The sequence below is a fragment of the Rhodanobacter sp. Soil_C_14 genome, assembly GCF_057657335.1.
Window position 1 is genome coordinate 106,452 of record NZ_JBDGIQ010000009.1, and the last position, 22,334, is coordinate 128,785.

Annotated in this window: 24 protein-coding genes; 8 read left to right on the top strand and 16 right to left on the bottom strand. The window is 65.9% G+C overall.

The genetic code is table 11. The annotated features are described in order from the left end of the window. Positions 1–32: 32 nt before the first annotated feature. A complete protein-coding gene (locus AC3A56_RS17205) occupies positions 33–479 on the bottom strand; it encodes a DUF1801 domain-containing protein (RefSeq protein WP_056767328.1) in 447 nt (148 codons plus the stop codon). Positions 480–604: 125 nt separating this feature from the next. Here AC3A56_RS17205 and AC3A56_RS17210 point away from each other — a divergent pair, with 125 nt between their 5' ends. Both AC3A56_RS17210 and AC3A56_RS17215 read left to right on the top strand, forming a co-directional pair. Beyond that, on the top strand, positions 605–826 hold the full coding sequence (locus tag AC3A56_RS17210) for an AbrB/MazE/SpoVT family DNA-binding domain-containing protein (RefSeq protein WP_056716134.1): 222 nt from the start codon (positions 605–607) through the stop codon (positions 824–826). A 10-nt stretch (positions 827–836) separates the two neighbouring features. Beyond that, positions 837–1,265: a type II toxin-antitoxin system death-on-curing family toxin gene (locus AC3A56_RS17215; protein WP_056716185.1), complete on the top strand. Its 429-nt coding sequence runs from the start codon at positions 837–839 to the stop codon at positions 1,263–1,265. Positions 1,266–1,312: 47 nt separating this feature from the next. Here AC3A56_RS17215 and AC3A56_RS17220 read toward each other — a convergent pair whose 3' ends face one another. From AC3A56_RS17220 to AC3A56_RS17245, 6 genes are all read right to left on the bottom strand, one after another. Next, on the bottom strand, positions 1,313–2,251 hold the full coding sequence (locus tag AC3A56_RS17220) for an alpha/beta hydrolase (protein ID WP_487771169.1): 939 nt from the start codon (positions 2,249–2,251) through the stop codon (positions 1,313–1,315). A gap of 155 nt (positions 2,252–2,406) precedes the next feature. Then, entirely contained in the window at positions 2,407–3,780 is a 1,374-nt protein-coding gene (gene murD / locus AC3A56_RS17225; RefSeq protein WP_487771170.1) for a UDP-N-acetylmuramoyl-L-alanine--D-glutamate ligase, read from the bottom strand. Further along, complete coding sequence (gene murL / locus AC3A56_RS17230) at positions 3,780–5,153, bottom strand: UDP-N-acetyl-alpha-D-muramoyl-L-alanyl-L-glutamate epimerase (protein WP_487771171.1); 1,374 nt, start codon at positions 5,151–5,153, stop codon at positions 3,780–3,782. The genes murD and murL overlap by 1 nt, the downstream gene beginning before the upstream one ends. An 8-nt stretch (positions 5,154–5,161) precedes the next feature. Further along, on the bottom strand, positions 5,162–5,566 hold the full coding sequence (locus AC3A56_RS17235; protein ID WP_056767343.1) for an endonuclease domain-containing protein: 405 nt from the start codon (positions 5,564–5,566) through the stop codon (positions 5,162–5,164). A gap of 77 nt (positions 5,567–5,643) precedes the next feature. Further along, a complete protein-coding gene (locus AC3A56_RS17240) occupies positions 5,644–8,256 on the bottom strand; it encodes a bifunctional aspartate kinase/diaminopimelate decarboxylase (RefSeq protein WP_487771172.1) in 2,613 nt (870 codons plus the stop codon). Between the two features lie 417 nt (positions 8,257–8,673). After that, the gene (locus AC3A56_RS17245; RefSeq protein ID WP_487771173.1) at positions 8,674–10,191 is read right to left on the bottom strand and encodes a fumarate hydratase; all 1,518 of its coding nucleotides are present in this window, start codon (positions 10,189–10,191) and stop codon (positions 8,674–8,676) included. A 173-nt stretch (positions 10,192–10,364) separates the two neighbouring features. Here AC3A56_RS17245 and AC3A56_RS17250 point away from each other — a divergent pair, with 173 nt between their 5' ends. From AC3A56_RS17250 to AC3A56_RS17265, 4 genes are all read left to right on the top strand, one after another. Further along, positions 10,365–11,255: a PhzF family phenazine biosynthesis protein gene (locus tag AC3A56_RS17250; protein WP_487771174.1), complete on the top strand. Its 891-nt coding sequence runs from the start codon at positions 10,365–10,367 to the stop codon at positions 11,253–11,255. 66 nt (positions 11,256–11,321) lie between these two features. After that, on the top strand, positions 11,322–12,647 hold the full coding sequence (locus AC3A56_RS17255) for an APC family permease (protein ID WP_487771175.1): 1,326 nt from the start codon (positions 11,322–11,324) through the stop codon (positions 12,645–12,647). A 51-nt stretch (positions 12,648–12,698) separates the two neighbouring features. After that, positions 12,699–13,235 (top strand): (2Fe-2S)-binding protein, encoded by a 537-nt coding sequence (locus AC3A56_RS17260; RefSeq protein ID WP_487771176.1) that lies wholly within the window; start codon positions 12,699–12,701, stop codon positions 13,233–13,235. Then, entirely contained in the window at positions 13,232–15,484 is a 2,253-nt protein-coding gene (locus tag AC3A56_RS17265; protein WP_487771177.1) for a xanthine dehydrogenase family protein molybdopterin-binding subunit, read from the top strand. Before AC3A56_RS17260 ends, AC3A56_RS17265 begins: the two co-directional genes overlap by 4 nt. A gap of 15 nt (positions 15,485–15,499) precedes the next feature. Here AC3A56_RS17265 and AC3A56_RS17270 read toward each other — a convergent pair whose 3' ends face one another. The 5 genes from AC3A56_RS17270 to AC3A56_RS17290 form a co-directional block, all read right to left on the bottom strand. Next, on the bottom strand, positions 15,500–15,748 hold the full coding sequence (locus AC3A56_RS17270; protein ID WP_487771178.1) for a DUF1272 domain-containing protein: 249 nt from the start codon (positions 15,746–15,748) through the stop codon (positions 15,500–15,502). 140 nt (positions 15,749–15,888) lie between these two features. Beyond that, positions 15,889–16,197 carry a hypothetical protein gene (locus tag AC3A56_RS17275; RefSeq protein ID WP_487771179.1) on the bottom strand — a complete coding sequence of 103 codons (309 nt, stop codon included), beginning with the start codon at positions 16,195–16,197 and terminating at the stop codon, positions 15,889–15,891. 71 nt (positions 16,198–16,268) lie between these two features. Beyond that, positions 16,269–16,712 (bottom strand): DUF2628 domain-containing protein, encoded by a 444-nt coding sequence (locus tag AC3A56_RS17280; protein WP_487771180.1) that lies wholly within the window; start codon positions 16,710–16,712, stop codon positions 16,269–16,271. Positions 16,713–16,949: 237 nt separating this feature from the next. Beyond that, the gene (locus AC3A56_RS17285; RefSeq protein WP_487771181.1) at positions 16,950–17,927 is read right to left on the bottom strand and encodes an alpha/beta hydrolase family protein; all 978 of its coding nucleotides are present in this window, start codon (positions 17,925–17,927) and stop codon (positions 16,950–16,952) included. Then, positions 17,924–18,412: a hypothetical protein gene (locus AC3A56_RS17290; RefSeq protein ID WP_487771182.1), complete on the bottom strand. Its 489-nt coding sequence runs from the start codon at positions 18,410–18,412 to the stop codon at positions 17,924–17,926. The genes AC3A56_RS17285 and AC3A56_RS17290 overlap by 4 nt, the downstream gene beginning before the upstream one ends. Here AC3A56_RS17290 and AC3A56_RS17295 point away from each other — a divergent pair. Then, entirely contained in the window at positions 18,404–18,955 is a 552-nt protein-coding gene (locus AC3A56_RS17295; protein WP_487771183.1) for a MarR family winged helix-turn-helix transcriptional regulator, read from the top strand. The genes AC3A56_RS17290 and AC3A56_RS17295 overlap by 9 nt on opposite strands. Positions 18,956–19,432: 477 nt before the next feature. Here the strand turns inward: AC3A56_RS17295 and AC3A56_RS17300 are convergent, their stop codons facing one another. Next, complete coding sequence (locus tag AC3A56_RS17300) at positions 19,433–19,882, bottom strand: hypothetical protein (RefSeq protein WP_487771184.1); 450 nt, start codon at positions 19,880–19,882, stop codon at positions 19,433–19,435. 2 nt (positions 19,883–19,884) lie between these two features. Between AC3A56_RS17300 and AC3A56_RS17305 the strand changes: the two genes are divergently transcribed. Next, a complete protein-coding gene (locus AC3A56_RS17305; RefSeq protein ID WP_487771185.1) occupies positions 19,885–20,094 on the top strand; it encodes a hypothetical protein in 210 nt (69 codons plus the stop codon). Positions 20,095–20,255: 161 nt separating this feature from the next. On the opposite strand, the gene AC3A56_RS17310 is transcribed toward AC3A56_RS17305, so the two are convergent. The 3 genes from AC3A56_RS17310 to AC3A56_RS17320 all read right to left on the bottom strand — a co-directional run bounded on the left by AC3A56_RS17310 (position 20,256) and on the right by AC3A56_RS17320 (position 21,599). After that, entirely contained in the window at positions 20,256–20,660 is a 405-nt protein-coding gene (locus AC3A56_RS17310) for a hypothetical protein (RefSeq protein ID WP_487771186.1), read from the bottom strand. Positions 20,661–20,727: 67 nt separating this feature from the next. Next, on the bottom strand, positions 20,728–20,985 hold the full coding sequence (locus tag AC3A56_RS17315) for a hypothetical protein (RefSeq protein ID WP_487771187.1): 258 nt from the start codon (positions 20,983–20,985) through the stop codon (positions 20,728–20,730). A 128-nt stretch (positions 20,986–21,113) separates the two neighbouring features. Further along, a complete protein-coding gene (locus AC3A56_RS17320; protein WP_487771188.1) occupies positions 21,114–21,599 on the bottom strand; it encodes a hypothetical protein in 486 nt (161 codons plus the stop codon). Between the last annotated feature and the right edge of the window lie 735 nt (positions 21,600–22,334).

A 22,334-nucleotide genomic window follows, 5' to 3' on the forward strand; every position in this document is an offset into this window, starting at 1 on the left:
CGCAAACCTCGCCGGAGCGAACCCGTCAGGCATCACCTGCCTCGGCGCGAATCCTGCTTCCGCTTTGCCGCACGCTCCGCCTGCGCGGCCACGTTGAGCGCCACCGCGGCGCGTATCAGCTGCCTGAAGGCGGTGGCGGGAATGCTGGCGTTCTCGTGCAGGTCGATGGCCCTCCGGGTGCCGCCGTCGAGGCTGGCATTGAAGAGCTTCTTCGGATCGCTGACCGATGCGCCGCGGGCGAAGGTGAGCTTCACCTTGTCCTTGTACGACTCGCCGGTACAGACGATGCCCGCGTGCGACCACACCGGCGTTCCGCCCGAGGTGGGCTTGGCCCACTTCCACTCTTCGGTGATCTCCGGATCGGCCTCGCGGATCAGCTGGCGCACCTGCGCGAGCATCTCGCCGCGCCAGTCATCCAGCGCCTCGATCCGCTTGGTGATCTTGGCGGAAGCGTCATCTGCCGCGGCTTTCGCTGTCATGCCGGCTCCTGTCTGCTGACGGCCTGGCGGCCAGGGAAAGCGGAGCATAACCGGCCTTCGGACCCGCATTGCATGAGCCACCCCAGGCGGTATAACATGCGTTATAACAGTCAGTGGAGCCCACCATGAAGCTCAAGATCACCACCATCGGCAACTCCGCCGGCGTCATCCTGCCGCGCGAACTGCTGGCCCGTCTGCGCCTGGAAAAAGGCGACGAGCTGTTCGCCCTGGAAACCCCCGACGGCATCCGCCTCACCACCTACGATCCGAACCTGGCCAGGCAGATGGAAGTGGCCGAGGAAGTGATGCGCAAGCGGCGCACCTTGCTGCACAAGCTGGCGCAATAGGCGGATGAACATGATCATCTGGATCGAACGACCGCTCGCCATCGCGATTCACGAACGCCAGTTGGCCGAACACGGCGGCGGCATCGGCGTACGCGACGACCACCTGCTGGACTCGGCGCTGGCCCGCCCGCAACAAGCGCACGCCTATGGCGATCCACCGCCCGATCTTGCCGACCTGGCCGCCAGCCTTGCCTTCGGCCTGGCGCGCAATCACCCCTTCGTCGACGGCAACAAGCGCACGGCGGCCGTGGCTTGCGAAACCTTCATCATGCTCAACGGAGGCGTCCTCGCTGCCGATGACCTTGAGCTGTATCCGCAGTATCTCGCCCTCGCCGAAGGCAGCCTGCCTGAAGCCGAGTTCGCCGCATGGTTGCGCCAGCACATCAGGCTCGACACCGGTTCAAGCCTCAACGAGGCGCCGGCACGCTACGCGCGCTGAATCCGCCTGCACCCATACTCGGGCCGGGCATCTGCGTCCCCCCATGCTCAGTCCTGCACCATGCCGATCGTGTGCAGCCACGCCTCGGCCAGTTTCGACCAGCCGGTGATCGGGTTCGCGGTAGGACGCAAGCCGAAGGCATGGCCACCATGCGCATACAGGTGCATTTCCGCCGGCACCTTCGCCTGCGCCAGCGCGGTGTAGTAGACCAGCGCCTGATCCACCCCATCCACGTAATCGTCTTCCGCCTGCAGCAGGAACGTCGGCGGCGTCGTGGCTGAAACCGGAATGTTCGGGTTCAACTTGCCGTCACCCCGGGTCAGATGCCCGGGATAGATCGGCATGGCGAAATCCGGTCGCGCGCTTTCCCGGTCGGCCGCATCCACCGGCGCATACAGGTGGCGATCGAAGTTCGTGCTGATTTCCGCCACCAGGAAACCGCCAGCCGAGTAGCCCAGCACGCCGATCCTGTGCGGATCGACGTGCAGTGCGGCGGCTTGCGAACGCACCAGCCGCATCGTCCGCTGCACGTCCTGCAACGAGGACACCGACAAGGCGAAATTGTGCGGACGGCAATCGCACTTCCAGTCGTAAGGCAGGCTCGGCACGCGATACTTCAGCAGCACGCAGGTGATGCCTCGCGAAGTCAGCCAGTCGCAGGTCTCGGTGCCCTCCAGGTCGATGGCGAGGATCTGGAAGCCGCCGCCGGGAATCACGATCACTGCCGCGCCCGTGTTCTTCCCCGTGGGCGCGTACACCGTCATGGTGGGCTGCGTGACGTTGGTGACCGCCGTCGCCGGCTTGCCCGCCAGCAGCTTCTCGCTGACCTTCGCCGTTTCCGGCCCGGGCACCGGTTGCAGGTCCGGCGCCGCGCCCGGCCAGATCGGAACCTGCGTGTGTCCGGCAGCAGGCTGCCACACCGGTGTCTTCGCCTGCACGCTGGCGCAAAGCGCCAGCAACCCAAGCGCGGCGATGAAAGCTTTCATGGCGACTCTTCCTTGCTGGCGCATGGCCAGGCGGCATCTACGGGACGGGAACTCGGCGGGAGCGCAGCATGCCCATCCTGCGTGAGCTATCGGCCCGGCGGCGGCAGGTTTCATGACTTTCCCGGGACGCGTCGCGACACAACCCGCGCAGGGATTCAGCCGCCCTGCATTCCCTCGATACCCAGCCCGTCGATGCTGGCGATCCCGGCCGAGTCGAAACCGGCCAACGCGCTGAACCGTCGCCCACGCTCCGCATAATCCTTGAACTGATCGAAGCTGGGCGCACCCGGCGAAAGCAGGATCACGCCCGCGGCGGGAGTGCAGGCCCTGGCCTCGGCGACCGCCGCGGCCAGGTTGTCGACCAGGGTCAGCGGGCAGGCGACGCCTGCCGCGCGCAAGGCTTCGGCGATGCGCGCGCCGTTGCTGCCCATGCAGACGATCGCGTGCGCCGGCGCGCTGCGCATCGCCTCGACGAACGGCGTCCAGTCCAGCCCGCGGTCGTGCCCACCGACCAGCACGGTCACCGTGCGGTCGTGCAGGCTTTCCAGCGCGGCCAGGGTGGCCAGCGGCGTGGTGCTGATCGAGTCGTTGACCCAGTGCCAGCCATCGTGTTCGCCCAGCGGCTGCAGGCGATGCGGCAGCGGACGGAAGCTTGCCAGTGACGGCGCGGCGGCCAACGCGTCCAGGCCGATCGCCTCCAGCGCGGCCAGCGCGGCGCAGGCGTTCAAGGCGTTGTGCAGGCCGGGCGCGGCCAGCTGCGCCACCGGGAAAACCTGCTGCGTACCGCGGCAGATGACCTCGCCTGCAACATGCCAGCCTTCCGCCTGGCCGAACAGCAGGCGCTGCGGATGCGTGCCGGTGAGCGCCAGCAGGTTCGGCTGCAAGGCATTCACCAGCAGCTGGCGCGACACGTCCGCCAGCCGCAATTTGTCCGCCACGTAGCGCTCGCGCGAACCGTGCCAGTCCAGGTGCTCCTCGTACAGGCTGGTGACCACGCCCAGCTCCACGGACCCGGCTTCGCCGGTCTGGAAGCTGGACAACTCGATCACCCACAACTCCGCATGCTGGTCGAGCAGTTCCAGCAGCGGCAGGCCGATATTGCCGGCCAGCGCGGTGCGCACGCTCAAGCTCCGCGCCAGGTGCGCGATCATCGCGCTGGTGGTGCTCTTGCCCTTGGTGCCGGTAACGGCGATCACGCGGGCGTCGGGATTCTCGCCGAACCACAGCGCGGTGCCCGAGGTGACCACCGTTCCCTGCGCCTGCGCCGCGAGCAGCGCGGGCTTGTACGCCGACACGCCGGGCGACTTCACCACCACGTCGAACTGCGCCAGTGCCGCGGCGTCCGGTTCGCCGGCAACCACCTCGAGCGCGCCATCGAAAGCGCGCGCCGCGTCGACTTCGCCGGCGCCGCAAAACAGCACCAGCGACAGCTGCGGACAACGCAGGCGCAGGGCGTGGATCGCGGCACGGCCTTCGCGGCCGAAACCCCATACCGCCACGCGCTGGTCTTGCAGATCGGCGAAACGCATCAGCCGATCGTCTGCAGCGCCGGCCGCAGGCGTGCCGGCACGCGATGCTCCGGCGACGGTTCCAGCCACGGCTCCAGCGCCAGCTGCGAGCCATCCAGCTGCGGCAGGATCTCGCTGCGGAAGCGCGTCACCAGCGCATCTTCCTGCCACTCCGGCCGCTGGCTCAGCGCGAACATCGCGGCGCGCGCCTCGGCGCCCTCGCCCACGCATTCGAACGGCTTGTGGTCCTGGTATTCCAGCAGCGCGTCGAACCCGGCGGCCTGGTTTTCATCGTCCAGCAGGTTGCGGCCGAAGATGGAAAGCAGCCGCGGCTTGGGCAGGAACGGCGCCAGCGCCAGGAACACGAAGTGGCACTTCGGGCACTGCCCGCACCAGCGGTCGACCGGCTTGGGCCCGAGCAACCTGAAGTTGCGATTGCAGCTGGAGAACGCGTCGAAGTACGGCGTCAGTTTCGCGAACGCGCGGGTGATCGCCAGCTCCGAATACGGCCGCAGCAGCGAGCAGTAATCGAGATCGCTGGCCACGTGCGTGTGCAGCCAGGTGCCCAGCAGCTGCTCGAAGGCGTAGCCCTTGCTCCACTGGTGGTTCACCTGCTGGCCGTCGTATTCCAGCGTGGCGGCCGAGGCGGAACGTTCGTTGGCGAAGGCGATGGAGTCGTAGCCGTACAGGATCGCGGCGACGGCGAGGATCGCCGAGTTCACCGCGGTCACCGGGATATGCCCGTTCCACGCGCCCAGCCGGTTCATCTCGAACAGCCCCGGCGCCAGTTCGCGCTGGATGTTCAACGTGGGCAGGCCGGTGCGCTCGGCGCAGGCCGCGATCAATGCCGAATTGCCGACCCACACGGCGGTCGCCTCGCCGCCGATGGATTTGATCGCCTCCACCGCGACCAGCGAGTCCTTGCCGCCGCCGATCGGCACCAGGGTGCGCCGGGGCAAGTTGAGTGATGGAGCCGTAGGTAGACCCGCCCCCTCACCCCGCCCCTCTCCCCCCAGGGGAGAGGGAGATGTTGCGCTTCGCGGAAAACTTATGCGCCCGCGCAGGTCCAGCCCGTTGCGATAGGCGAACTCGGCCAGGCCGTGCAGGTACAGCGCGTCGAGCAGGTCGGCAGTGGCGTCGTCCAGCGGACCATCGGCCAGCTCGATCTTCGGCGGCACGCCGGCCTTGTAATAGCTGACCCCGGCGACCAGGTGCAGCAGCCTCAGCGCTGCATCGAACGCCGCGCGCCGCTCCGCCGGTATCGCCGGCGCCTGCGGAAAGCGGACCGTCTCGACCAGTTCCTGACCATCATCGAACGCATAGCCCAGCTCGGCCACGCCATCGGCGTAGCTGGCACGGGTGAACCGGAACATCTGGGTCAGGCGGGGCTGCATGGTTGTCGTCACTCTTCACTCTCCGGCGCGAACTGCTCCCTCTCCCCTGCGGGGAGAGGGTTGGGGTGAGGGGGCGGACTTGCGACAGCCTCCAAAATCACCTCAAGCACGCTTTCTATCTTCGTCAATGCTTCATTGTTCCAGAAACGCAGCACGCGGTATCCCTTCGCTTGCAGATATCGGGTGCGGCGTCCGTCGTATTCCTGCTGCTCGGCGTGCTGGCCGCCATCCAGCTCGATGACCAGCATGGCGTCGACGCACACGAAGTCAACGATGTACTGATCGATTTCTTGTTGGCGGCGGAATTTGTGACCCGAAAGTCGCCGGTTGCGCAGGTAATACCAGAGCTTGCGTTCGGCATCGGTCTGGTTTCGACGCAATCCACGCGCCCGCTCGACATTTTGGCGTTTCATCCTTGAAAGCCTCCTCCGTTGTGACACTGTCCCGGCGTGGCCCCTCACCCCTGCCCTCTCCCTTGGGGAGAGGGAATTCAGGCATCAATGACTACCTCGCTGGCCTCGTCGCGCATGTTGTACGGGCTGGACATCACCTTGCCGTAGGCGCCGGCCTGGGCGATCAGCATCACGTCGCCCTCGGCCGCTTCGGGCAGGCGACGGTCGCTGCCCAGCACGTCGCCGCTTTCGCAGATCGGGCCGACGATCTGGTACAGCGCGGTGGCCGGTTCGTGCCGGCGGGTCAGGTTGACGATCTCGTGCCAGGCGTCGTACAGCGCGGGACGAATCAGGCTGTTCATGCCGGTGTCGAGGCCGAGGTAACGCAGCGCGCCCTTGCCCTTCTGCTGGGTGACCTTCGCCAGCAGCACGCCGGCGTCGGCCACCAGGTAACGGCCCGGCTCCATCCACAGCTGGTAATGCGGATACGCGGCCTTGACCTCGCGCAGCACGCGATCGAGCGCGGGGATGTCCAGCCTCGCCTCGCCCGGATGCGACGGCACGCCAAGGCCGCCGCCGATGTCGATGAAGCTGACGCTGCCGATGCGTTCGGCCAGGCTGGCCAGCTGGGCGTAGACCTCGCCCCAGTGCGCGTCGTCGAGGATGCCTGAGCCCAGGTGCGCATGCAGGCCGCGCACCGTGACGCCGTGCGCGTCGGCCAGATGCAGGAAGTCGTCCAGCTGATCGACCGGCAGGCCGAACTTGCTGCCGCTGCCACCGGTGCGCACCTTTTCGTGATGGCCCAGGCCGCGACCCAGATCCACCCGCAGCACGATCTCGCGGCCGCGGAACAGTTCGCCCCAGTGCTCCAGCGGATACAGCGCGTCGAGCGACACCGTGGCGCGCGTGGTCAGCGCCCAGGCGTAGTCGTCGCGCGGCGCGAAGTTCGGCGTGAACAGCAGCGGCGCGGATTCGGGCACGTGTGCCAGCACAAACTTCAGCTCGCCAGGCGACACGCACTCGAAACCGAAACCTTCCCCGGCCAGCGCAGCGAGAATCGCCGGATGGGTGTTCGCCTTCACCGCATAGTGCAGGCGATCGACCGCGGCCAGCGACTTCAGCTCGCGCGCCTGGTGGCGCACGGTGGGCAGGTGGTAGACGTAACGGGGCGTGGCTTCGGCGGCGATCTGCAGCAGGCGATCGCGTTGGGCCTCGTGCCACCACGCGGCGGCCACGTCCGGCGTTTCGCCGCTGCCGTACAGCGCCTGCCAGCTGGGGCCGAACAAGGCGCTGTCGTCGGTGCGCAAGGCACCGGCGCCGATCAACAGATCGTGCAGGTGCGGCAGCAACAGATCCACCACTTCTTCGTCCACCACGAAGGTGAGATTCAGGTTGTTCGACGACTGCGAAATCATGTGCACGCGCAACTGGCCGAACTCGGCCAGCACGCCGGACAGGGTATGCAGCAGCGAGCGCATGCCGCGACCGACCAGGGTGATCGCGGCGCACGGCGCAATCACCTTGACCCGGCACACCTTGGCCAGATCCGAGGCCAGCGCCGCGATCGCGTCGGAATCGAGCAGGTTCTCGGTGGGGTCCAGCGACACGGTGACATTGGTCTCGGCCGAACCGATCAGGTCCACCGACAGACCGTGTTGCTTGAAGTGGGTGAACACGTCGGCAAGGAAACCGACCTGTTGCCACATCCCGACCGATTCCATCGACACCAGGGTGATGCCCTTGCGCGCGCTGATCGCCTTGACGCTGGGTGCGTGCGCGCGCACCTCGGGACCGATCACCGTGCCCTCGAGCTCGGGCCGGTTGGTGTCCTTGATCAGCAGCGGCACGCGCGGCTCGCGCAGTGGCGACAGGCAGCGCGGATGCAGCACCTTGGCGCCGGTGGAGGCGATTTCCTGGGCCTCCTCGTAATCCAGCCGCTGCAGCAGGCGGGCCCCGGGCACCTGGCGCGGGTTGGCAGTGAACATGCCGGCCACGTCGGTCCAGATCTCCACCCGCTGCGCCTTCAGCAACGCGCCGAAATAGGCGGCCGAAGTATCCGAGCCACCGCGACCGAGCAGCACCGTGCGACCCTGGCTTTCGCGGGCGATGAATCCCTGAGTGATGAACACCTCGCCCAGCGCGGCCAGCCGCGCGTTCAGCGCGGGATCGGGTTTCGCCTCGACCATCGCCGACAGCAGCCGGGTGCGCTCGTTCTGGTTCGGCAGCGCCACAGCCGACAGGCATTCGCGCGCATCCAGCCATTGCGTGGACACACCGCTGTGACTGAGGAAGGCGGCGCCCAAGGCGCTGGACATCAGTTCGCCGTGCGCCTGCACCTGCGCCTGCCAGGCCAGTTCGCCCAAGCTGCCGCTGTCGTCGGCCAGCCGGACCAGGTCGCCCAGGCGTTCGTTAAGTGTGCCCGGCAGGGCCAACTGCATGTGTTCGAGCAGTTCGTAATGACGCTGCACGATGGCCTTCGCCGCCTCGTTGCGCTCGGCGCGATCGGCGTGCCGGCACAACTGTTTCAGCGCATCGGTGATGCCGGACAGCGCGGAAACCACCACCAGCACCCGGGCGCCCTCGGCGCGGCGACTGGCCACCAGCTCGCGGATGTTCTGCCAGCGCGGCAAGCTCGCCACGCTGGTGCCGCCGAACTTCATCACGATCCAGGGGGCGTTGGCAGGCAGGGGCGCGGAAGTTGGCGAGGTCACGGGTATTCGCTATGGGCGGTGGGACATCCAGCCAGTGTTGCGCTGCCGCATCGGAATTGCAAATGGTTTTTCGATGCGGTCATTTGGACGTTTGGACGTCTGAATGATGATGGCTTGTCGGGGTTGGCATGTGCGAGGAAGGCGGGTCGGATGGCGACGACCGGGTGAAGACTGCGTGGCTCGGAGAGCTTTTGCGAGGCGGGGTTGGGGCTTTTTGGGGGCTGTTGCCGGGAGCGTGGGCATTTGCTCCCTCCCTGCTCGCGGGGGAGGGTTGGGGTGGGGTGCTCTTGCTCCCTCCCCTGCTCGCAGGGGAGGGTTGGGGTGGGGTGCTTTTCGCACCCTGGCGACCCTGAGCTACCCCACCTCAATCCTCCCCTGGGAGGGGAGGAGGCGATGGTGTGCGCTTCGCGCACTTATTTATTGAACAAAGACGGGGATCTTTCCGATCCTGGTCTGCCATTCACGGGGGCCGGTCTGGTGTACCGAGGTGCCGCCGGAGTCGACGGCCACGGTCACCGGCATGTCCTCGACGGTGAATTCGTAGATCGCTTCCATGCCCAGATCGGCGAAGCCGACCACGCGCGAAGCCTTGATCGCCTTGGACACCAGGTAGGCGGCGCCGCCGACGGCCATCAGATACACCGACTGGTGCTTCTTGATCGCCTCGATCGCGGCCGGGCCGCGCTCGGCCTTGCCGACCATGCCGAGCAAACCCGTCTGCGCCAGCACCTGTTCGGTGAACTTGTCCATCCGCGTGGCGGTGGTGGGGCCGGCGGGACCGACGACTTCTTCGCGCACGGGATCGACCGGACCCACGTAATAGATGAAGCGGCCCTTGAAATCGACCGGCAGCGGTTCGCCCTTGTTCAACATCTCGACCATGCGCTTGTGCGCGGCATCGCGGCCGGTCAGCAGCTTGCCGTTGAGCAGCAGGGTTTCGCCCGGTTTCCAGCTGGCCACTTCCTCGCGGGTGACGGTGTCGAGGTTCACCCGGCGGCCCTTCGAGGTGTCGTAGGTGAGCTTGGGCCAGTCTTCCAGCGACGGCGGATCGAGCATCACCGGGCCACTGCCGTCCAGCACGAAGTGCGCGTGGCGGGTGGCGGCGCAGTTCGGGATCATCGCCACCGGCAGGTTCGCCGCGTGGGTCGGGAAATCCTTCACCTTGACGTCGAGCACGGTGGTGAGGCCGCCCAGGCCCTGGGCACCGATGCCCAGCGCATTGACCTTCTCGTACAGCTCGATGCGCAGTTCCTCGCAACGGTTGGCCGGGCCCCGCGCGATCAGCTCCTGGATGTCGATCGACTCCATCAGCGACTCCTTCGCCATCAGCATCGCCTTCTCGGCGGTGCCGCCGATGCCGATGCCGAGCATGCCCGGCGGGCACCAGCCGGCGCCCATCGTGGGCACGGTCTTGAGCACCCAGTCGACGATCGAGTCGGAGGGGTTGAGCATGGCGAACTTCGACTTCGCTTCCGAGCCGCCGCCCTTGGCCGCCACGATCACCTCGACCGTGTCGCCCGGCACGATCGACATGTTGACCACCGACGGCGTGTTGTCCTTCGTGTTGATGCGCTTGCCCGCCGGATCCGCGAGCACGCTGGCGCGCAGCTTGTTGTCCGGGTCCAGGTAGGCGCGGCGCACGCCTTCGTTGGCCATGTCCTCCAGCGACATGCTGGCGTCGTCCCAGCGCACGTTCATGCCGACTTTCAGGAACACGGTGACGATGCCGGTGTCCTGGCACAGCGGGCGATGACCTTCGGCGGCCATCCGCGAGTTGATCAGGATCTGCGCCATCGCATCCTTCGCGGCGGGCGATTCCTCGCGCTCGTAGGCGGCGGCGAGGCTCTTGATGTAGTCGACCGGGTGGTAGTAGCTGATGTACTGCAGGGCATCGGCGACGGACTGGATCAGGTCTTCTTGCTTGATGGAGGTCATGGCGGCAGCTTTGATTTCAAGGGGACGAGGCGCCGCAGACCGCTGTACGGGGCGCACAACCCTCTTATTGTGCCGCAAATCCGTGCGGCGCCCGCAGTCCGTCGTAGCGGGAGGGTGGCTTTCCGGCTTGCCGCTATCATCGAACCCCTCCCCATCACCCGCCGCCACCGACCATGCCCGACACCTTCCGCTTCCTGCAGCTGGACGTCTTCGCCAGCCGCCTGTTCGATGGCAACCCGCTGGCCGTGGTGATCGGGGCGGAAGGACTGGATGGCCAGGCCATGCAGCGCATCGCGCGCTGGACCAATCTCTCGGAAACCACCTTCCTGCTGCCGCCGAGCACGCCGCAGGCGGATTACCGCGTGCGCATCTTCACCCCGCGGCAGGAGCTGCCGTTTGCCGGCCACCCCAGCGTGGGCAGCGCGTATGCGGCGATCGAGGCCGGCCTGGTCGACGCCGGCAAGACGGCGCTGATCCAGGAGTGCGCCGCCGGCCTGCTGCCGGTGCAGGTGATCGGCCAGGGGCCGACGCGGGTCATCCACGTGCAGGCGCCGCCGGCGCGGATGCACGCGGTGGACGATGCACGGCGCGCGCAACTGGCATCCGCGCTGCAGGTGGAACTTGCCGGGGATGAGGTGGTGCTCGTCGACAACGGTCCGCACTGGCTGCTGTGCCAGTTGGGCGAGGCGGCAACCGTCCGGGCACTGAGGCCGGACATGGGCGCCCTGGCGGAAATCTGCACGCGGCAGGAAGCCGTCGGCGTCGGCGTGTTCGGCCGCGAGCGTTCCGGCGATGCGGCGATGGCCGTGCGCGCGTTCTGCCCGGCCGACGGCATTCCGGAAGACCCGGTCACCGGCAGCGCCAACGCGGCGATCATGGCCTGGCTGGCCGCGCGCGGCGATCGCGACGGCTACGGCCTGAACTACCGCGCCAGCCAGGGTCGTGAAGTGGGTCGCGACGGCATCGTCGAGGTCGCCCGCGACGCGGCCAGCGGCGCGGTCACCATCGGCGGCCAGTGCGTCATCGGCGTACGCGGTGAATTGCAGTTGCCCGCCGCAGGTTGATCCGCCTTCTTGCCGAACGCGCGACGCGCCGCCATGCTGTCGCGCCGCCATCCACCGACCCGAGCGATGCCCCAGACCACTCCTCCCGGCAGCTACCTGCGCAGCCTGCGCCCCTGGGACGCCGCCCTGATCGTGGTCGGCGGCGTCATCGGCGGCGGCATCTTCCTCACTCCCGGCGTGGTGGCGCAGCGCACCGAGTCCGGCTTGTGGCTGTTGCTGATGTGGGTGGCCGCGGGCTTGCTCACCCTGCTGGGCGCGCTGTGCTACGCCGAACTGGGCGCCCGCCGGCCGCATGCCGGCGGCACCTATGTCTACCTGCGCGAGGCGTTCGGGCCGCTGGCCGGTTTCCTGTTCGGCTGGACCATGCTGCTGGTGATTTATTCCGGCTCCTCCGCCGCGGTGGCGACGATCTTCGCCAGCTATGCCGCACCGCTGTTCGGCCTTTCGGCGGCCTGGTCGCTGCCGTTAACGATCGGCGCCCTGGTTTTCGTCACCGGCATCAATCTGTTCGGCATCCGCCTTGGCGCGCAGATCCAGAACCTGTTCGCCCTGCTCAAGCTGCTGGCGGTGGTGGTGCTGGTGGCTTGCGGGCTGTTCTTCGCCGGCGCCGGCCACCAGCAGGTGCTGGCCGTGGACCCCGCGCGTCACGGCGTGGGCTTCATCGGTGCGGCGCTGCCGGTGCTGTTCGCCTACTCGGGCTTCACCTATCTCAACAACCTCGCCGGCGAAGTACGCGAGCCGCAGCGCACCTTGCCGCGTGCGCTGGCGCTGGGCATGGGCCTGGTCATCGTTGCCTACGTGCTGGTCAACGTGGCCTACCTCGCCGTGCTCGGCCACGCCGGCCTGGCCGCCAGCAACGCGCCCGCCGCCGACGTGATGCAGCAGGTGGCCGGGCCGATCGGCGCCAGGCTGATCGCGCTGGGCGTGGCCATCTCCACCCTCGGCTTCTGCAACATCACCCTGGTCGCCGGCGCGCGCGTGCTGCAGGTGATGGGCGAGGACGGCCTGTTCTTCCGCGCCGTGGCCCGCCTGCATCCACGCTGGCGCACGCCGAACACCGCGTTGCTGCTGCTGTCGGGCTGGGCGGTCTTGCTGGCGCTGGCTTTCAGCTACGGCCAGCTGCTCGACTACGCCACCTTCGGCGACTGGCTGGCCTGCGCGCTCGGCGTGGCCACCCTGTTCTGGTATCGCCGCCATGACGACGCTGCAGACGGCTTCCGGGTGCCGGGCTATCCGTGGCTGCCGCTGCTGTTCGTCGCCGCGGTGGTCGCGGTGGTCGTCGCCACCCTGCTCGACAACCCGCGCAGCTCGGCCATCGTGTTGCTGATCATGCTGGCGGGCGTGCCGGTCTACTTCGTCTGGCGGCGCCTGTTCAGCCATCCACTGCCCTAAGCGGACGGCGGCAATGCCACAATGTGCGAATCGACCTCAAGGAGATGATGGATGGCGCCCGTGCAAGCCCAGGTCCTGCCGCCCCCTCCGGAAAGCGGCATCGTTCCGGAAAAGATTCGCGACGGCATCGACCTGCTGATCAATGGCGAGCACTACCGGCATACCGGTGATCCGCAGATGCCGCTGCTGTGGTACCTGCGCGACGTGTTGCGGCTGACCGGCACCAAGTACGCCGGCGAGCACGGCGGCAATGGCGCCGACCTGGTGCTGCTGGACGGCAAGGCCGTCTCCGCGATCGCCCAGCCGCTGGCCAGGCTGGCCGGCAAGGCGGTGGTCACCGTGGAAGGGCTGGCCGCCAACGATGGCAGCCTGCATCCGCTGCAACAGGCCTTCATCGACGAGGACGCGATCGGCTGCGGCTACTGCACGCCGGGCTGGCTGATCGCCGGCGTCGACCTGCTGCGCCGCAAGCCGCACCTGGGCGACGACGACATCGACCAGTTGCCCAACCTGTGCCGCTGCGGCTGCCAGACCCGCGTGCGTCGCGCGATCAAGCGCGCCGCCGCCGGCAAGGCGGGCCAGCGATGAGCCAGGGCATCCGACTTTCGCGCCGCCGCTTCCTGCAGGTGCTCGCCGGCACCGCGGGCTCGCTGCTGGTCGGCATCCGCTTCGCCGAAGCGGCCGACGCACCGCTGCCGCCGGCGCTGCTGGGCGACAACGTCCACGGGCTCGGACCGTACGTGCGCATCGACGAGGACGGCAGCGTGCTGATCGGCGCGCGCGATCCGGACACCGGCACCGGCGTGGCCACCTCGCTGCCGCGCATCATCGCCGACGAACTCGACGTCGACTGGAACAATGTGCGGGTGGTCGCGCTCGGCCTTGGCGTCGACAGCCGGAACGGCAAGCCGGTGTGGAGCTACGGCCACCAGGTCGGCGGCACCGGCACCTCGATCCCCGCCGCCTGGCGCGACCTGCGCCAAGCCGGCGCGGTGGCGCGCTGGCTGCTGCTGCAGGCCGCCGCGCGCCGGCTGGGCCTGGCCGCCAGCCGCCTGCGCAGCGAGAACGGCATGGTCATCGCGCCGGACGGTCGCCGCTTCAGCTACGGCAGCCTGGCTGCCGACGCCAGCAAGATCGCCCTGCCCACCACCTTGCCCCCGCTGAAGAACCCCGCCGACTACCGGCTGATCGGCCACGGCGTCGGCGACGTCGACGCGCGCGCCATCGTCACCGGCCAGACCCGCTACGCGATCGACCACTTCTACGGCGACGCCGTGGTCGCCGTGCTCTCGCATTGCCCCTGGCCCGACGGCAAGCTGGCACGGATCGACACCACCGACGCGCTGGCCGTCGACGGCGTGCTGAAAGTGGTGCAGCTGCGCCCCGAGCCCGGACAACCGGCGGGCAGCACCGTGATCGCCCCCGCCGTGGCCGTGCTCGCCGAAAACACCTGGGCCGCGCTGCAAGGCCAGGCCCGGCTCAAGCTCGAATGGAAGCCCGGTGCCAGCGGCGACGCCAGCAGCAATGCGCTGGAACAGCAGGCACTCGCCCTGGTCGGCGGCAAGAGCGCGCCCACCACCCGCGTGCGCAACATCGGTGACGTCGACGCCGCCGGCAAGAAGGCCGCGCGCCGACTGGAGGCGACCTACTTCCAGCCGTGGCTGGCGCACGCCACCGCCGAGACGACGAACTGCCTGGTGCGGCTGGACAAGGATCGCGCCAGCCTGGTGGTGCCCACCCAGGCGCCGCAGGCAGCCTCGGCCGTGGTGCAGCGCCTGACCGGCCTGGCCGCGGACAAGATCGACATCCGCGTGCCGCGCGTGGGCGGCGGCTATGGCCGCCGGCTCGATCACGACTACGTGGCCGAAGCGGTGATGCTGGCCAAGGCGATCAACAAGCCGGTGCGCCTGCTGTGGTCGCGCGAACAGGACCTGCGCAACGACTACTACCGCAGCGGCAGCGTGCACCAGCTGGGCGCCATCATCGATCGCAAGCGCCAGCTGCTGGCCTGGAACCAGCGCATGGCCAGCGCCTCCGCACTGACCGGACGCGGCGTGCCGCAGGATCATCTGTGGACGTCCGAATTGCAGGCCGACCAGTTCCCCGCCCCACTGGTGCCGAACTATCGCAGCGACTGGTATGCGCTGGAATCGGCCACCCCCCGCGGCCCGATGCGCGGCATGCCGCACCTGAGCAATGCGTTCGCGGTGGAAAGCTTCATCGACGAAATCGCCCACCAGATGCGCGAGGACCCGCTGAAGACGCGCCTGCGCATCCTCGGCGAAGCGCGCCAGCTGCCGCTGGACAACGGCCGCACGCTGGACGTCGGCCGCCTGGCCAACGTGCTGCGCCTGGTCGCCGACCGCATCGAGTGGAAGAACTGGCTGCGCACCGTCAACGGCCTGGGCATCGCCTGCTGGCACGTCGACGGCGCCTACGTCGCGCACGCGATCGAGGCGGCGATGCAGGGCGACAAGCTCACCATCCAGCGCGTGGTCTGCGCCGTCGACGTGGGCCGCGTGATCAACCCCACCGGCCTGCAGGGCCAGGTCGCCGGCGCCACGCTGGATGCGCTGTCCATCGCCATGAATGCCGCCATCACCATCAAGGGTGGCCAGGTGCAGCAGCACGACCTCAGGGATTACCCGCTGGCCAGCATGGCGCAGCTGCCCAACGAGGTGGAAGTGATCACCGTCGACGACGAGCGTGATCCCGCCGGCGCCAGCTTCCTGGCCATGCCCACGGTCGCCCCCGCGCTCGCCAATGCGGTGTTCCGCGCCAGCGCGGTACGCGTGCGGCGGTTGCCGTTGATGAAGGAGCTGCTGCGGCTGCTGTAGTGGTGCCTGTCCCGATCAGCCGGCGCTGGCGCAGCCATCCGGCCTGGTCACCCGCTCCGTCGATGGCGGGTACTTCCCCAGCAGCGCCGCCGCCCGCGTTGGCCGCGGGCTGAAGCCGCCGCCGCAGTTCGGGCAGGTACCGTGCAACACCTGCTCCACGCAGTGCGCGCAGAACGTGCACTCGAACGAACAGATCATCGCGCCATCGGCCTCGGCCGGCAGGTCGCGGTCGCAGCACTCGCAGTTCGGTCGCATCTGCAGCATCGGAATCTCCCCTGCCGCACATCGCCTGCGCGGCCATCATCGTCACCTGGCGAGGCCAGCCCGTCCATCCTGCCAACGCCCTGCATCGTCGCCGGCTCGAGCGGAGGCACGGCGTCGCCCCGGGTCTCGGACGACGGTCGTCAACGGTACAACAGCCATGCCAGAACGTGATACTCCGCGCCGACGCAGGCCAGCGACAACAGCACGAACAGCATCAACCTCAACGCCGCGTACAAGCCATCCACTTCCCGATCCGGCGGCGGCCGCTGCGCGGGCCGATACCACAGGCGGAGGCTGCGATTGACGATGACGACACCGCGCACGCAGTCGACCAGGTCCTGCCAGCTCCCGAAGAAGAGGCGGCCCAGGAAGATGTACGCGGGGATATTGCCGACCAGCAGCGCCAGCGCCAGCAGCGGGTGCTGGAAATCCGCGGGTCGCTCATGCATGAGCAACTCCCGGCAGTGCCGAACCTGTCCCGATCCGGCGACTCATGCGACCGGCCCTGTCCCTTGAGTGCTCAGAACCAGCTCATCTCGCCCAGCACCACCTTGCGGTAGTAAAGAAGATCGGCGCGCACGGCGTAGACGGCCGCAAAACCGTAACCGACTCCGTGCGAGAGCCTGCCCTTGCTGAGCATCTGCAGCAGCACGCCCAGTGCAATGGCCAAAATGGAATACATCAGTGCCGGCCGCCACAAACCCTTGGCCAGGAAATACAACGGCCCGAAGAAGAACGCGAGGAAATTGAAACCGATGGCCCGCCGCTCGCCGGACTGCAATTTACGCGCATCGGACAAGTCCGGCCCACCCGCCTTCTCGATCAGCCTGAACTTGCGCTTCCACGCATCGGACACATCCAGTCGTGAGACAAGATCCACCGGCTTCGCTGCCGGAGCGGCCACCGCCGTCACCGGACGCGCCGGCTGCACGTGGTCAACGTAGGTATTGTACGGATCGCTCATGAAACCCCCTTCCCTGGATGCCGAAACCGGAATGGCAAACCGCGTCGTAGCGGGCTCGCCAGGACAAGCAACGGCCGAAAGACTACACGATCGGGCGCGCCCGCCCCATGGGAAAAAACCCGATGCGACCCGAGGGCAGTCTGGATGCTGATCCTTTCGATTCACCGTAACACCGCGCGACGCGCCGACCTGCCAATGAATACATTGTGCCGCTGCACGGCTCCAGCGGGGGTCGTACTACCGATCCGCGAGCACTTGCTGGAAAAACGCCGTCGAGCGGTCCTGCAGCGCCTTGCGGTCGTGGCCGACACCCGGCACCAGATCGAAGCGGCTGCGGACGCCCGCGCGGCGGTAGAGCGCCTCGGCCTGCGACCATCGCGCCACCGGCGTGTCGCCGAAAAGACGGTTCACGTCGGCCGCGACCGGCTTGTCCCAGCCGTCCGTGTGGTCAAGCGAGTCGTTGTCGTCCAGCGAACCGATGTAGAACAGTTGCGGCACCTGCGCGAACGCTGCTGCATCGAACGGCCGCCCCGTGAGCTGCTGCAGGTCGGCGACGCCTGCCGGATACGGCAGCGGGGTGCCGTGGACGGCCTCGACAGGTGCGATCGGCCAACCGCCGGGTGAGCCGATCGTCACCGCCCGCACGCGCTCCGGATGCAGCGCCGTGAAACGATTGGCGAACATGCCACTGGCAGAGAACCCCTGAATCAGCACGCGCGGCGCGACCGGGTGCCCTTCGGCCGCGAGGCGTGCGCGGGCATCGTCGATCATCGCGATCAACTGCAGATCCAGTCGTGCCAGCACCGCGTCCCGCGTGGTGAGCGTATTGCGATCCAGCGCGTGCGTGTAGACCTGCCAGGCACTCGCCGGGCGCGGGAATACTGGCACCAGCAAGGGCGTGCCCAGCCGATCCGCGATCCGCCTGCGTTCGAAGCCGGTCCACCATGCGTCGCGGCGCTGTACGGCGATGTCGTCCGTGGTGGTGCCGGAGTTGTTCGGCTGCACCAGGAGCGTTGCCTGTCCCGAGGCATCGGGCTGTATCGCGTGCGGAAGGTAGAGGTAATAACCGGATGAGAAGCCCGCCGACGGGTCGGCGGCGACATGGCGCACGCGTGCCAGGTAAGGACCAAAAAGGATGGCTGCCGCACCGAGCAGGGCGGCGGCCAGTCCCAACAGCAGAATCCGCATGACGGGTGCCTTGCGCCGGGTGCTCATGCGAGTGCCCTGCCGGCCAGAATCGCCTGTTGAGCCGCACTGTTCGTGATCCTCGTGTAGCCGGCCAACATGTCCTGCGTCGCGATCTCGAGCATCACGCGGTTCTCGATCCAGAATTCGTAGAGCTCGAAGAGCGGGTTGTTCGGCGGGCCCCGCCAGAAGTGCCGCGTGCGCCACCCTTCGCGGGCGCCGATCGCTTCGATCGTCAGCCGATCCACCGATACGGACAGCAGGGCATGGAACGCCACGGCAACGGGCACCTGGCCCAGCACCGCCCGGCCCTGCTCGTCGTCGCGCTGGCCCGGAACCAGTTCGGTACGGTCGGGATAGACCTCCACGCCGGTTCCGTGTTCATCGTCGGCATAGGCGACCCAGGCGCCGGGAATCGGGCCGACGAAGGGCCCGACGTGACCGCCCAGCAATTCGCCGAGCACGTGGGCGACATGGCGCGGGTCGGCAGCGGGAATGGAAATGTGATGGATCATCGAAAGTCCATATGGTCAGTTGACCTGCCCATTATGATCAGTCAAACTTACCATATGTCAAGCACCCATCCTGAGCAAGAAGACCGCGCGCCGACCTTGGGCGCCATGTTCCGCCTGATCCACTCCGCCATGATCCAGGAATACGCCCGGTGGCTGGACACGACGGGCTACCGCGACATACGTCCGGCCCATGCGGCGGTGCTGCAACCGCTATGGCAGGCACCGGAGGGCGAGCGCCTCACCACGCTGGCATCAAGCGCGAGAATCACCAAGCAATCGGCAGGGGCACTCGTCGATGCGCTGGTCGCCTCGGGCTATGTCGAGCGCATCGCGGACCCTGACGATGCTCGCGCGATACGCGTCCGGTTGACGGCCCGGGGCCGCCGCTACACACGCGACGCCCGCGCGTTCGGGCACGAGCTGGAGGCGCGACTTGCCAAGCAACTGGGGGCCACCAAGGTTAGGAACCTGCGAAGCAGCCTCGACCTGCTGTGGAAAGCGCTTCAAGACGACAACCAGACAAAGCCAGGCTCGCGGGCCTGATGGAACCCGGTCGCGCCCGGGAACCGAGATCTGCATCAACGCCAGGTCGGCGGCTCCGGGTTTGGTTTGCTGACGAAGTTCTGGCGGTGGTCCAGGTCGAACTTCAAGGTTTTGTGTCAGGACCCCATGTGCGCGTTGCGTCAGCGCGAAGTGGTGGACAACGGTTCAGGCCGACCCAGAGAGAACCTGACTAACCAGATGGACGTCCAAACGGTGTTCCGGCTGATCCCCGCACACCGGACAGTCCGATGAACGAAAGAGGTCTTCGGGTGCGGTTTGTACAGAGGTCCGAGTCAGCGGCATCGACTCAACAAGACCGATTACGGAAATGCAGCCTGACACTCGTTGGAGCCGCGCAGCACTGACACGCAGCACGCAGCACCGAACAACACCCTCACCAGCAGTGGCCCGAAAGCTCAGGGCAAAAGCCTCATGCGGCTGGGATTGACGGGAAGTCTCTTACGGAGTGGTTAGGGGTTAGCTCGCAGACAAGAATTTTGCGAGCTGCTTGCTCATGGATGTCCAAACTATAAGGATGAGGAAAACAATGTAGCGGCCGATTTCTACCAGAGCTGCGCCGCCCAGTTCGTTATCTTGTAAGTGTGCGGCGGGAACATAGAGCCCATGCGAGCGAAGCAAATTTATGGTTGGGTATAGAAGCAGCATGGCCCATAGGTAGATAGAAACGGGTAAGCGGCGACTAAAGCGTTTAGCGCCAAGGCCAAGAAACACTCGCGCTGATGCGATGGCGAACAATACGCTTACCAAGAGAGTGCAGCTAACAACCGCACCTGAAAAGGTGCGTGGTGCCATAAGCAAGACAACCACACTAAGAGCGTTGCTCAGAACGGAAAAAGCGGCGATCACCTGAACTGCATATGCAACGACCGGCTTTCTCTGGCTGATTTCAAATTCGACTGAAGACATGCATGCCCCTAACGCTGGAATTAAGCGGCGGCGGAGCCGTCCGCTTGGATGACTGGTTAGGGCTGCGCGGCCTGCTCAACCCAGATAGACAAAGCTGGATGATGCTCTTGGATGGTGCCGATTGCATCAGCCAAACCTTGACCATGCAAAGGAACTGCACGCGAGAACTCGGTGACGTCGATTCCTTGCGCACGCCACATGGCCAGCTCTGAGGGAGAGAGGACGCTAGCGTTGACCCAGAGCGGTGACGGCGGAGTGCCACCACACACTTTGACGAGCTGATCGTAGCCTTGCCTGGTGAGTGCGAAATGCGGCATTTGAGCCCTAACGCTGGAATTGAGCGGCGGCGGCGCCGTCCGCCTCGAATGAGTTGTTAGGCCTTCCCGAGAATTTGATCACGGTAGCTGCCCCATGCCCGAAGGTTTGCAGAGGGATCGCCTGATTGCTCAAGGAACCGTCCATCACTGAAGTCGAGAGCCTGCCAACCGTGTGCTCGGCAGAGGGCAAGGACGGGCTCGATGATGTGACTAGATGCACGGACATGAAGTGTGAACCCATCGTTGGGCTCTTTCTTGCCCATGTTGAACTCGATAGAGCCAGCCTCGCATTGATATAGACCCCAGGTCGGGTCACTCCAATCGGTTCCGCTGAAGACGTGCGATATAGCCGCGCGTACTTCAGTTTGCGATCCAAGATGGAGGCACTGCTCATCATCCGGAATTTGGTCGACCGATGTGTACACGCGATTGAAGCGCTGGATGCTGATGTCCCAACTCACGAGGATGCTCCACGAGGTCTAACGCTGGAGTTAAGCGGCGGCGTAGCCGTCCGCCTTGAACGAAATGTTAGGCATTGTGCCGCGTGGTGACGATCTTGGCGCCGAACACCGACAAGCCCACTGCTACGCCAAGGACAAAAGGAAATACCGCATCTGAGACGGGCCAAACCAGTCTTGCAGCCATTGCGGCGGTGATACCTACGGCGATTGCAACTGCGCTGAAGTAATTTGGCTTATTGCCGACGACGTGGAAAAGTAAGGCCGCGGCGAGCGCTGCTGCCAAACTCATCGCGAACACCACTAGCAAAGTTACAAGGTTGTGCATCGCCAGTTTCCTTTCGTGCCTAACGCCTAAGCTAAGCGGCCTGCGCGGCCGGAGTGTGTGCTCGCGCGAGCAGCCTACTCCGCGCAGGTCCGCTTGAGCGCATAGTTAGGATGCATTGCGACTTTGCATCACGCTTTGGGTTGAGAGGAGAAAAACTCCGGAATGGCCATGAAGTAGCTGAAAATGGAGTATTCCTCGCCGTGATCGATCTGCTTGAAGGCGCGAGTGATTGGGAAGGCAATCTTGGTAATAGCGCCAGGTGCCGAAGATAAGAGCACTCCGATGCCTTCATCAGACTGAACCCAACGACCTTGGAAGTCTGGGTAGCTCTTGATGATTGACGTGCCAAGAAAGCAACCATAGAGATTTGCGATCTTGATCTTTGCGTCGACGCCGTACTGGGAACGGGCGGCATTGATGTCATCAGAAAGGCGCTTTACCGCAGCTCCATCATAGTTTGCAGAAGCCCCTTGACTCTTGCGCAAGAGGTTCAAGACTGACTCCGAATAGGAGTTCAGCTGAGTGAGAGTGTCGCCGGGAGGTATTTCTTGGTACTTGGGCGGAGCAGTGACGACTTTCGGCTTGCCCCAAGAGAAGGAAAACGGACTTTTCATGGACTCTCCATGCATCCTAACGCTGGAGTTAAGCGGCGGCGTAGCCGTCCGCCTTGAACGAGTGGTTGGACCTAACTTGCCGGTTCCCCTACGCATTGCTTTAGAGCCACTTGGAACGACGCAAGGAATTTCTTAACTATTCTTGCCTGTTCATCCGCATTGCCTAGTGGTTTGCCGAGAGTCTGAATGCGAGAGTCACCGGGCGGAAGGTGAGCCAACTTACCGATAAGAACATAGTTGTCTTTATCAATGGCTGACATCTTGGGGTCGATGCAATCACAAAGTCGATGAGCCCCCCTTATTGACTGCTCATGGCTCAGTTGTGGTGGCATATTTTGGATGACCGGAACTGTGCAAGCTTCTGAGAACTCAGATGAATACGCGTTAGTAACGTAGAACAAAAGCATTAAGATGAAACAGGCAAGCATGACTCGCATTTCTGGCAATCCGTAGTGAGGTTTATCTAAGGCCTAACGCTGGAGTTAAGCGGCGGCGTAGCCGTCCGCCTTGAACGAGATGTTAGGCATCGCCTTGCCCAAGCTGCAGTAGCCAAGACTGGAAAAGATCCGGGGACAAGACCCGGCCGGAAGCATTGCCAAAGTCAGCCTCCCACTGCAACGAAACATGATATGCGACGCTTCTTACCGCGGAAGAGGGATGAATCGCCCCGGGTTTCGTGGAGGCTGTTTGGTTTAAGTCAGGCCTCCACTGCGGTGGCCTGACTGGCGAGTTGCC

Coding starts and splice junctions, on each gene's coding strand:
- AC3A56_RS17205 (WP_056767328.1), bottom strand. CDS start 479: ATGACAGCGAAAGCCGCGGCAGATGACGCTTCCGCCAAGATCACCAAG.
- AC3A56_RS17210 (WP_056716134.1), top strand. CDS start 605: ATGAAGCTCAAGATCACCACCATCGGCAACTCCGCCGGCGTCATCCTG.
- AC3A56_RS17215 (WP_056716185.1), top strand. CDS start 837: ATGATCATCTGGATCGAACGACCGCTCGCCATCGCGATTCACGAACGC.
- AC3A56_RS17220 (WP_487771169.1), bottom strand. CDS start 2,251: ATGAAAGCTTTCATCGCCGCGCTTGGGTTGCTGGCGCTTTGCGCCAGC.
- murD (WP_487771170.1), bottom strand. CDS start 3,780: ATGCGTTTCGCCGATCTGCAAGACCAGCGCGTGGCGGTATGGGGTTTC.
- murL (WP_487771171.1), bottom strand. CDS start 5,153: ATGCAGCCCCGCCTGACCCAGATGTTCCGGTTCACCCGTGCCAGCTAC.
- AC3A56_RS17235 (WP_056767343.1), bottom strand. CDS start 5,566: ATGAAACGCCAAAATGTCGAGCGGGCGCGTGGATTGCGTCGAAACCAG.
- AC3A56_RS17245 (WP_487771173.1), bottom strand. CDS start 10,191: ATGACCTCCATCAAGCAAGAAGACCTGATCCAGTCCGTCGCCGATGCC.
- AC3A56_RS17250 (WP_487771174.1), top strand. CDS start 10,365: ATGCCCGACACCTTCCGCTTCCTGCAGCTGGACGTCTTCGCCAGCCGC.
- AC3A56_RS17255 (WP_487771175.1), top strand. CDS start 11,322: ATGCCCCAGACCACTCCTCCCGGCAGCTACCTGCGCAGCCTGCGCCCC.
- AC3A56_RS17260 (WP_487771176.1), top strand. CDS start 12,699: ATGGCGCCCGTGCAAGCCCAGGTCCTGCCGCCCCCTCCGGAAAGCGGC.
- AC3A56_RS17265 (WP_487771177.1), top strand. CDS start 13,232: ATGAGCCAGGGCATCCGACTTTCGCGCCGCCGCTTCCTGCAGGTGCTC.
- AC3A56_RS17270 (WP_487771178.1), bottom strand. CDS start 15,748: ATGCTGCAGATGCGACCGAACTGCGAGTGCTGCGACCGCGACCTGCCG.
- AC3A56_RS17275 (WP_487771179.1), bottom strand. CDS start 16,197: ATGCATGAGCGACCCGCGGATTTCCAGCACCCGCTGCTGGCGCTGGCG.
- AC3A56_RS17280 (WP_487771180.1), bottom strand. CDS start 16,712: ATGAGCGATCCGTACAATACCTACGTTGACCACGTGCAGCCGGCGCGT.
- AC3A56_RS17285 (WP_487771181.1), bottom strand. CDS start 17,927: ATGAGCACCCGGCGCAAGGCACCCGTCATGCGGATTCTGCTGTTGGGA.
- AC3A56_RS17295 (WP_487771183.1), top strand. CDS start 18,404: ATGGATCATCGAAAGTCCATATGGTCAGTTGACCTGCCCATTATGATC.
- AC3A56_RS17290 (WP_487771182.1), bottom strand. CDS start 18,412: ATGATCCATCACATTTCCATTCCCGCTGCCGACCCGCGCCATGTCGCC.
- AC3A56_RS17300 (WP_487771184.1), bottom strand. CDS start 19,882: ATGTCTTCAGTCGAATTTGAAATCAGCCAGAGAAAGCCGGTCGTTGCA.
- AC3A56_RS17305 (WP_487771185.1), top strand. CDS start 19,885: ATGCCCCTAACGCTGGAATTAAGCGGCGGCGGAGCCGTCCGCTTGGAT.
- AC3A56_RS17315 (WP_487771187.1), bottom strand. CDS start 20,985: ATGCACAACCTTGTAACTTTGCTAGTGGTGTTCGCGATGAGTTTGGCA.
- AC3A56_RS17320 (WP_487771188.1), bottom strand. CDS start 21,599: ATGAAAAGTCCGTTTTCCTTCTCTTGGGGCAAGCCGAAAGTCGTCACT.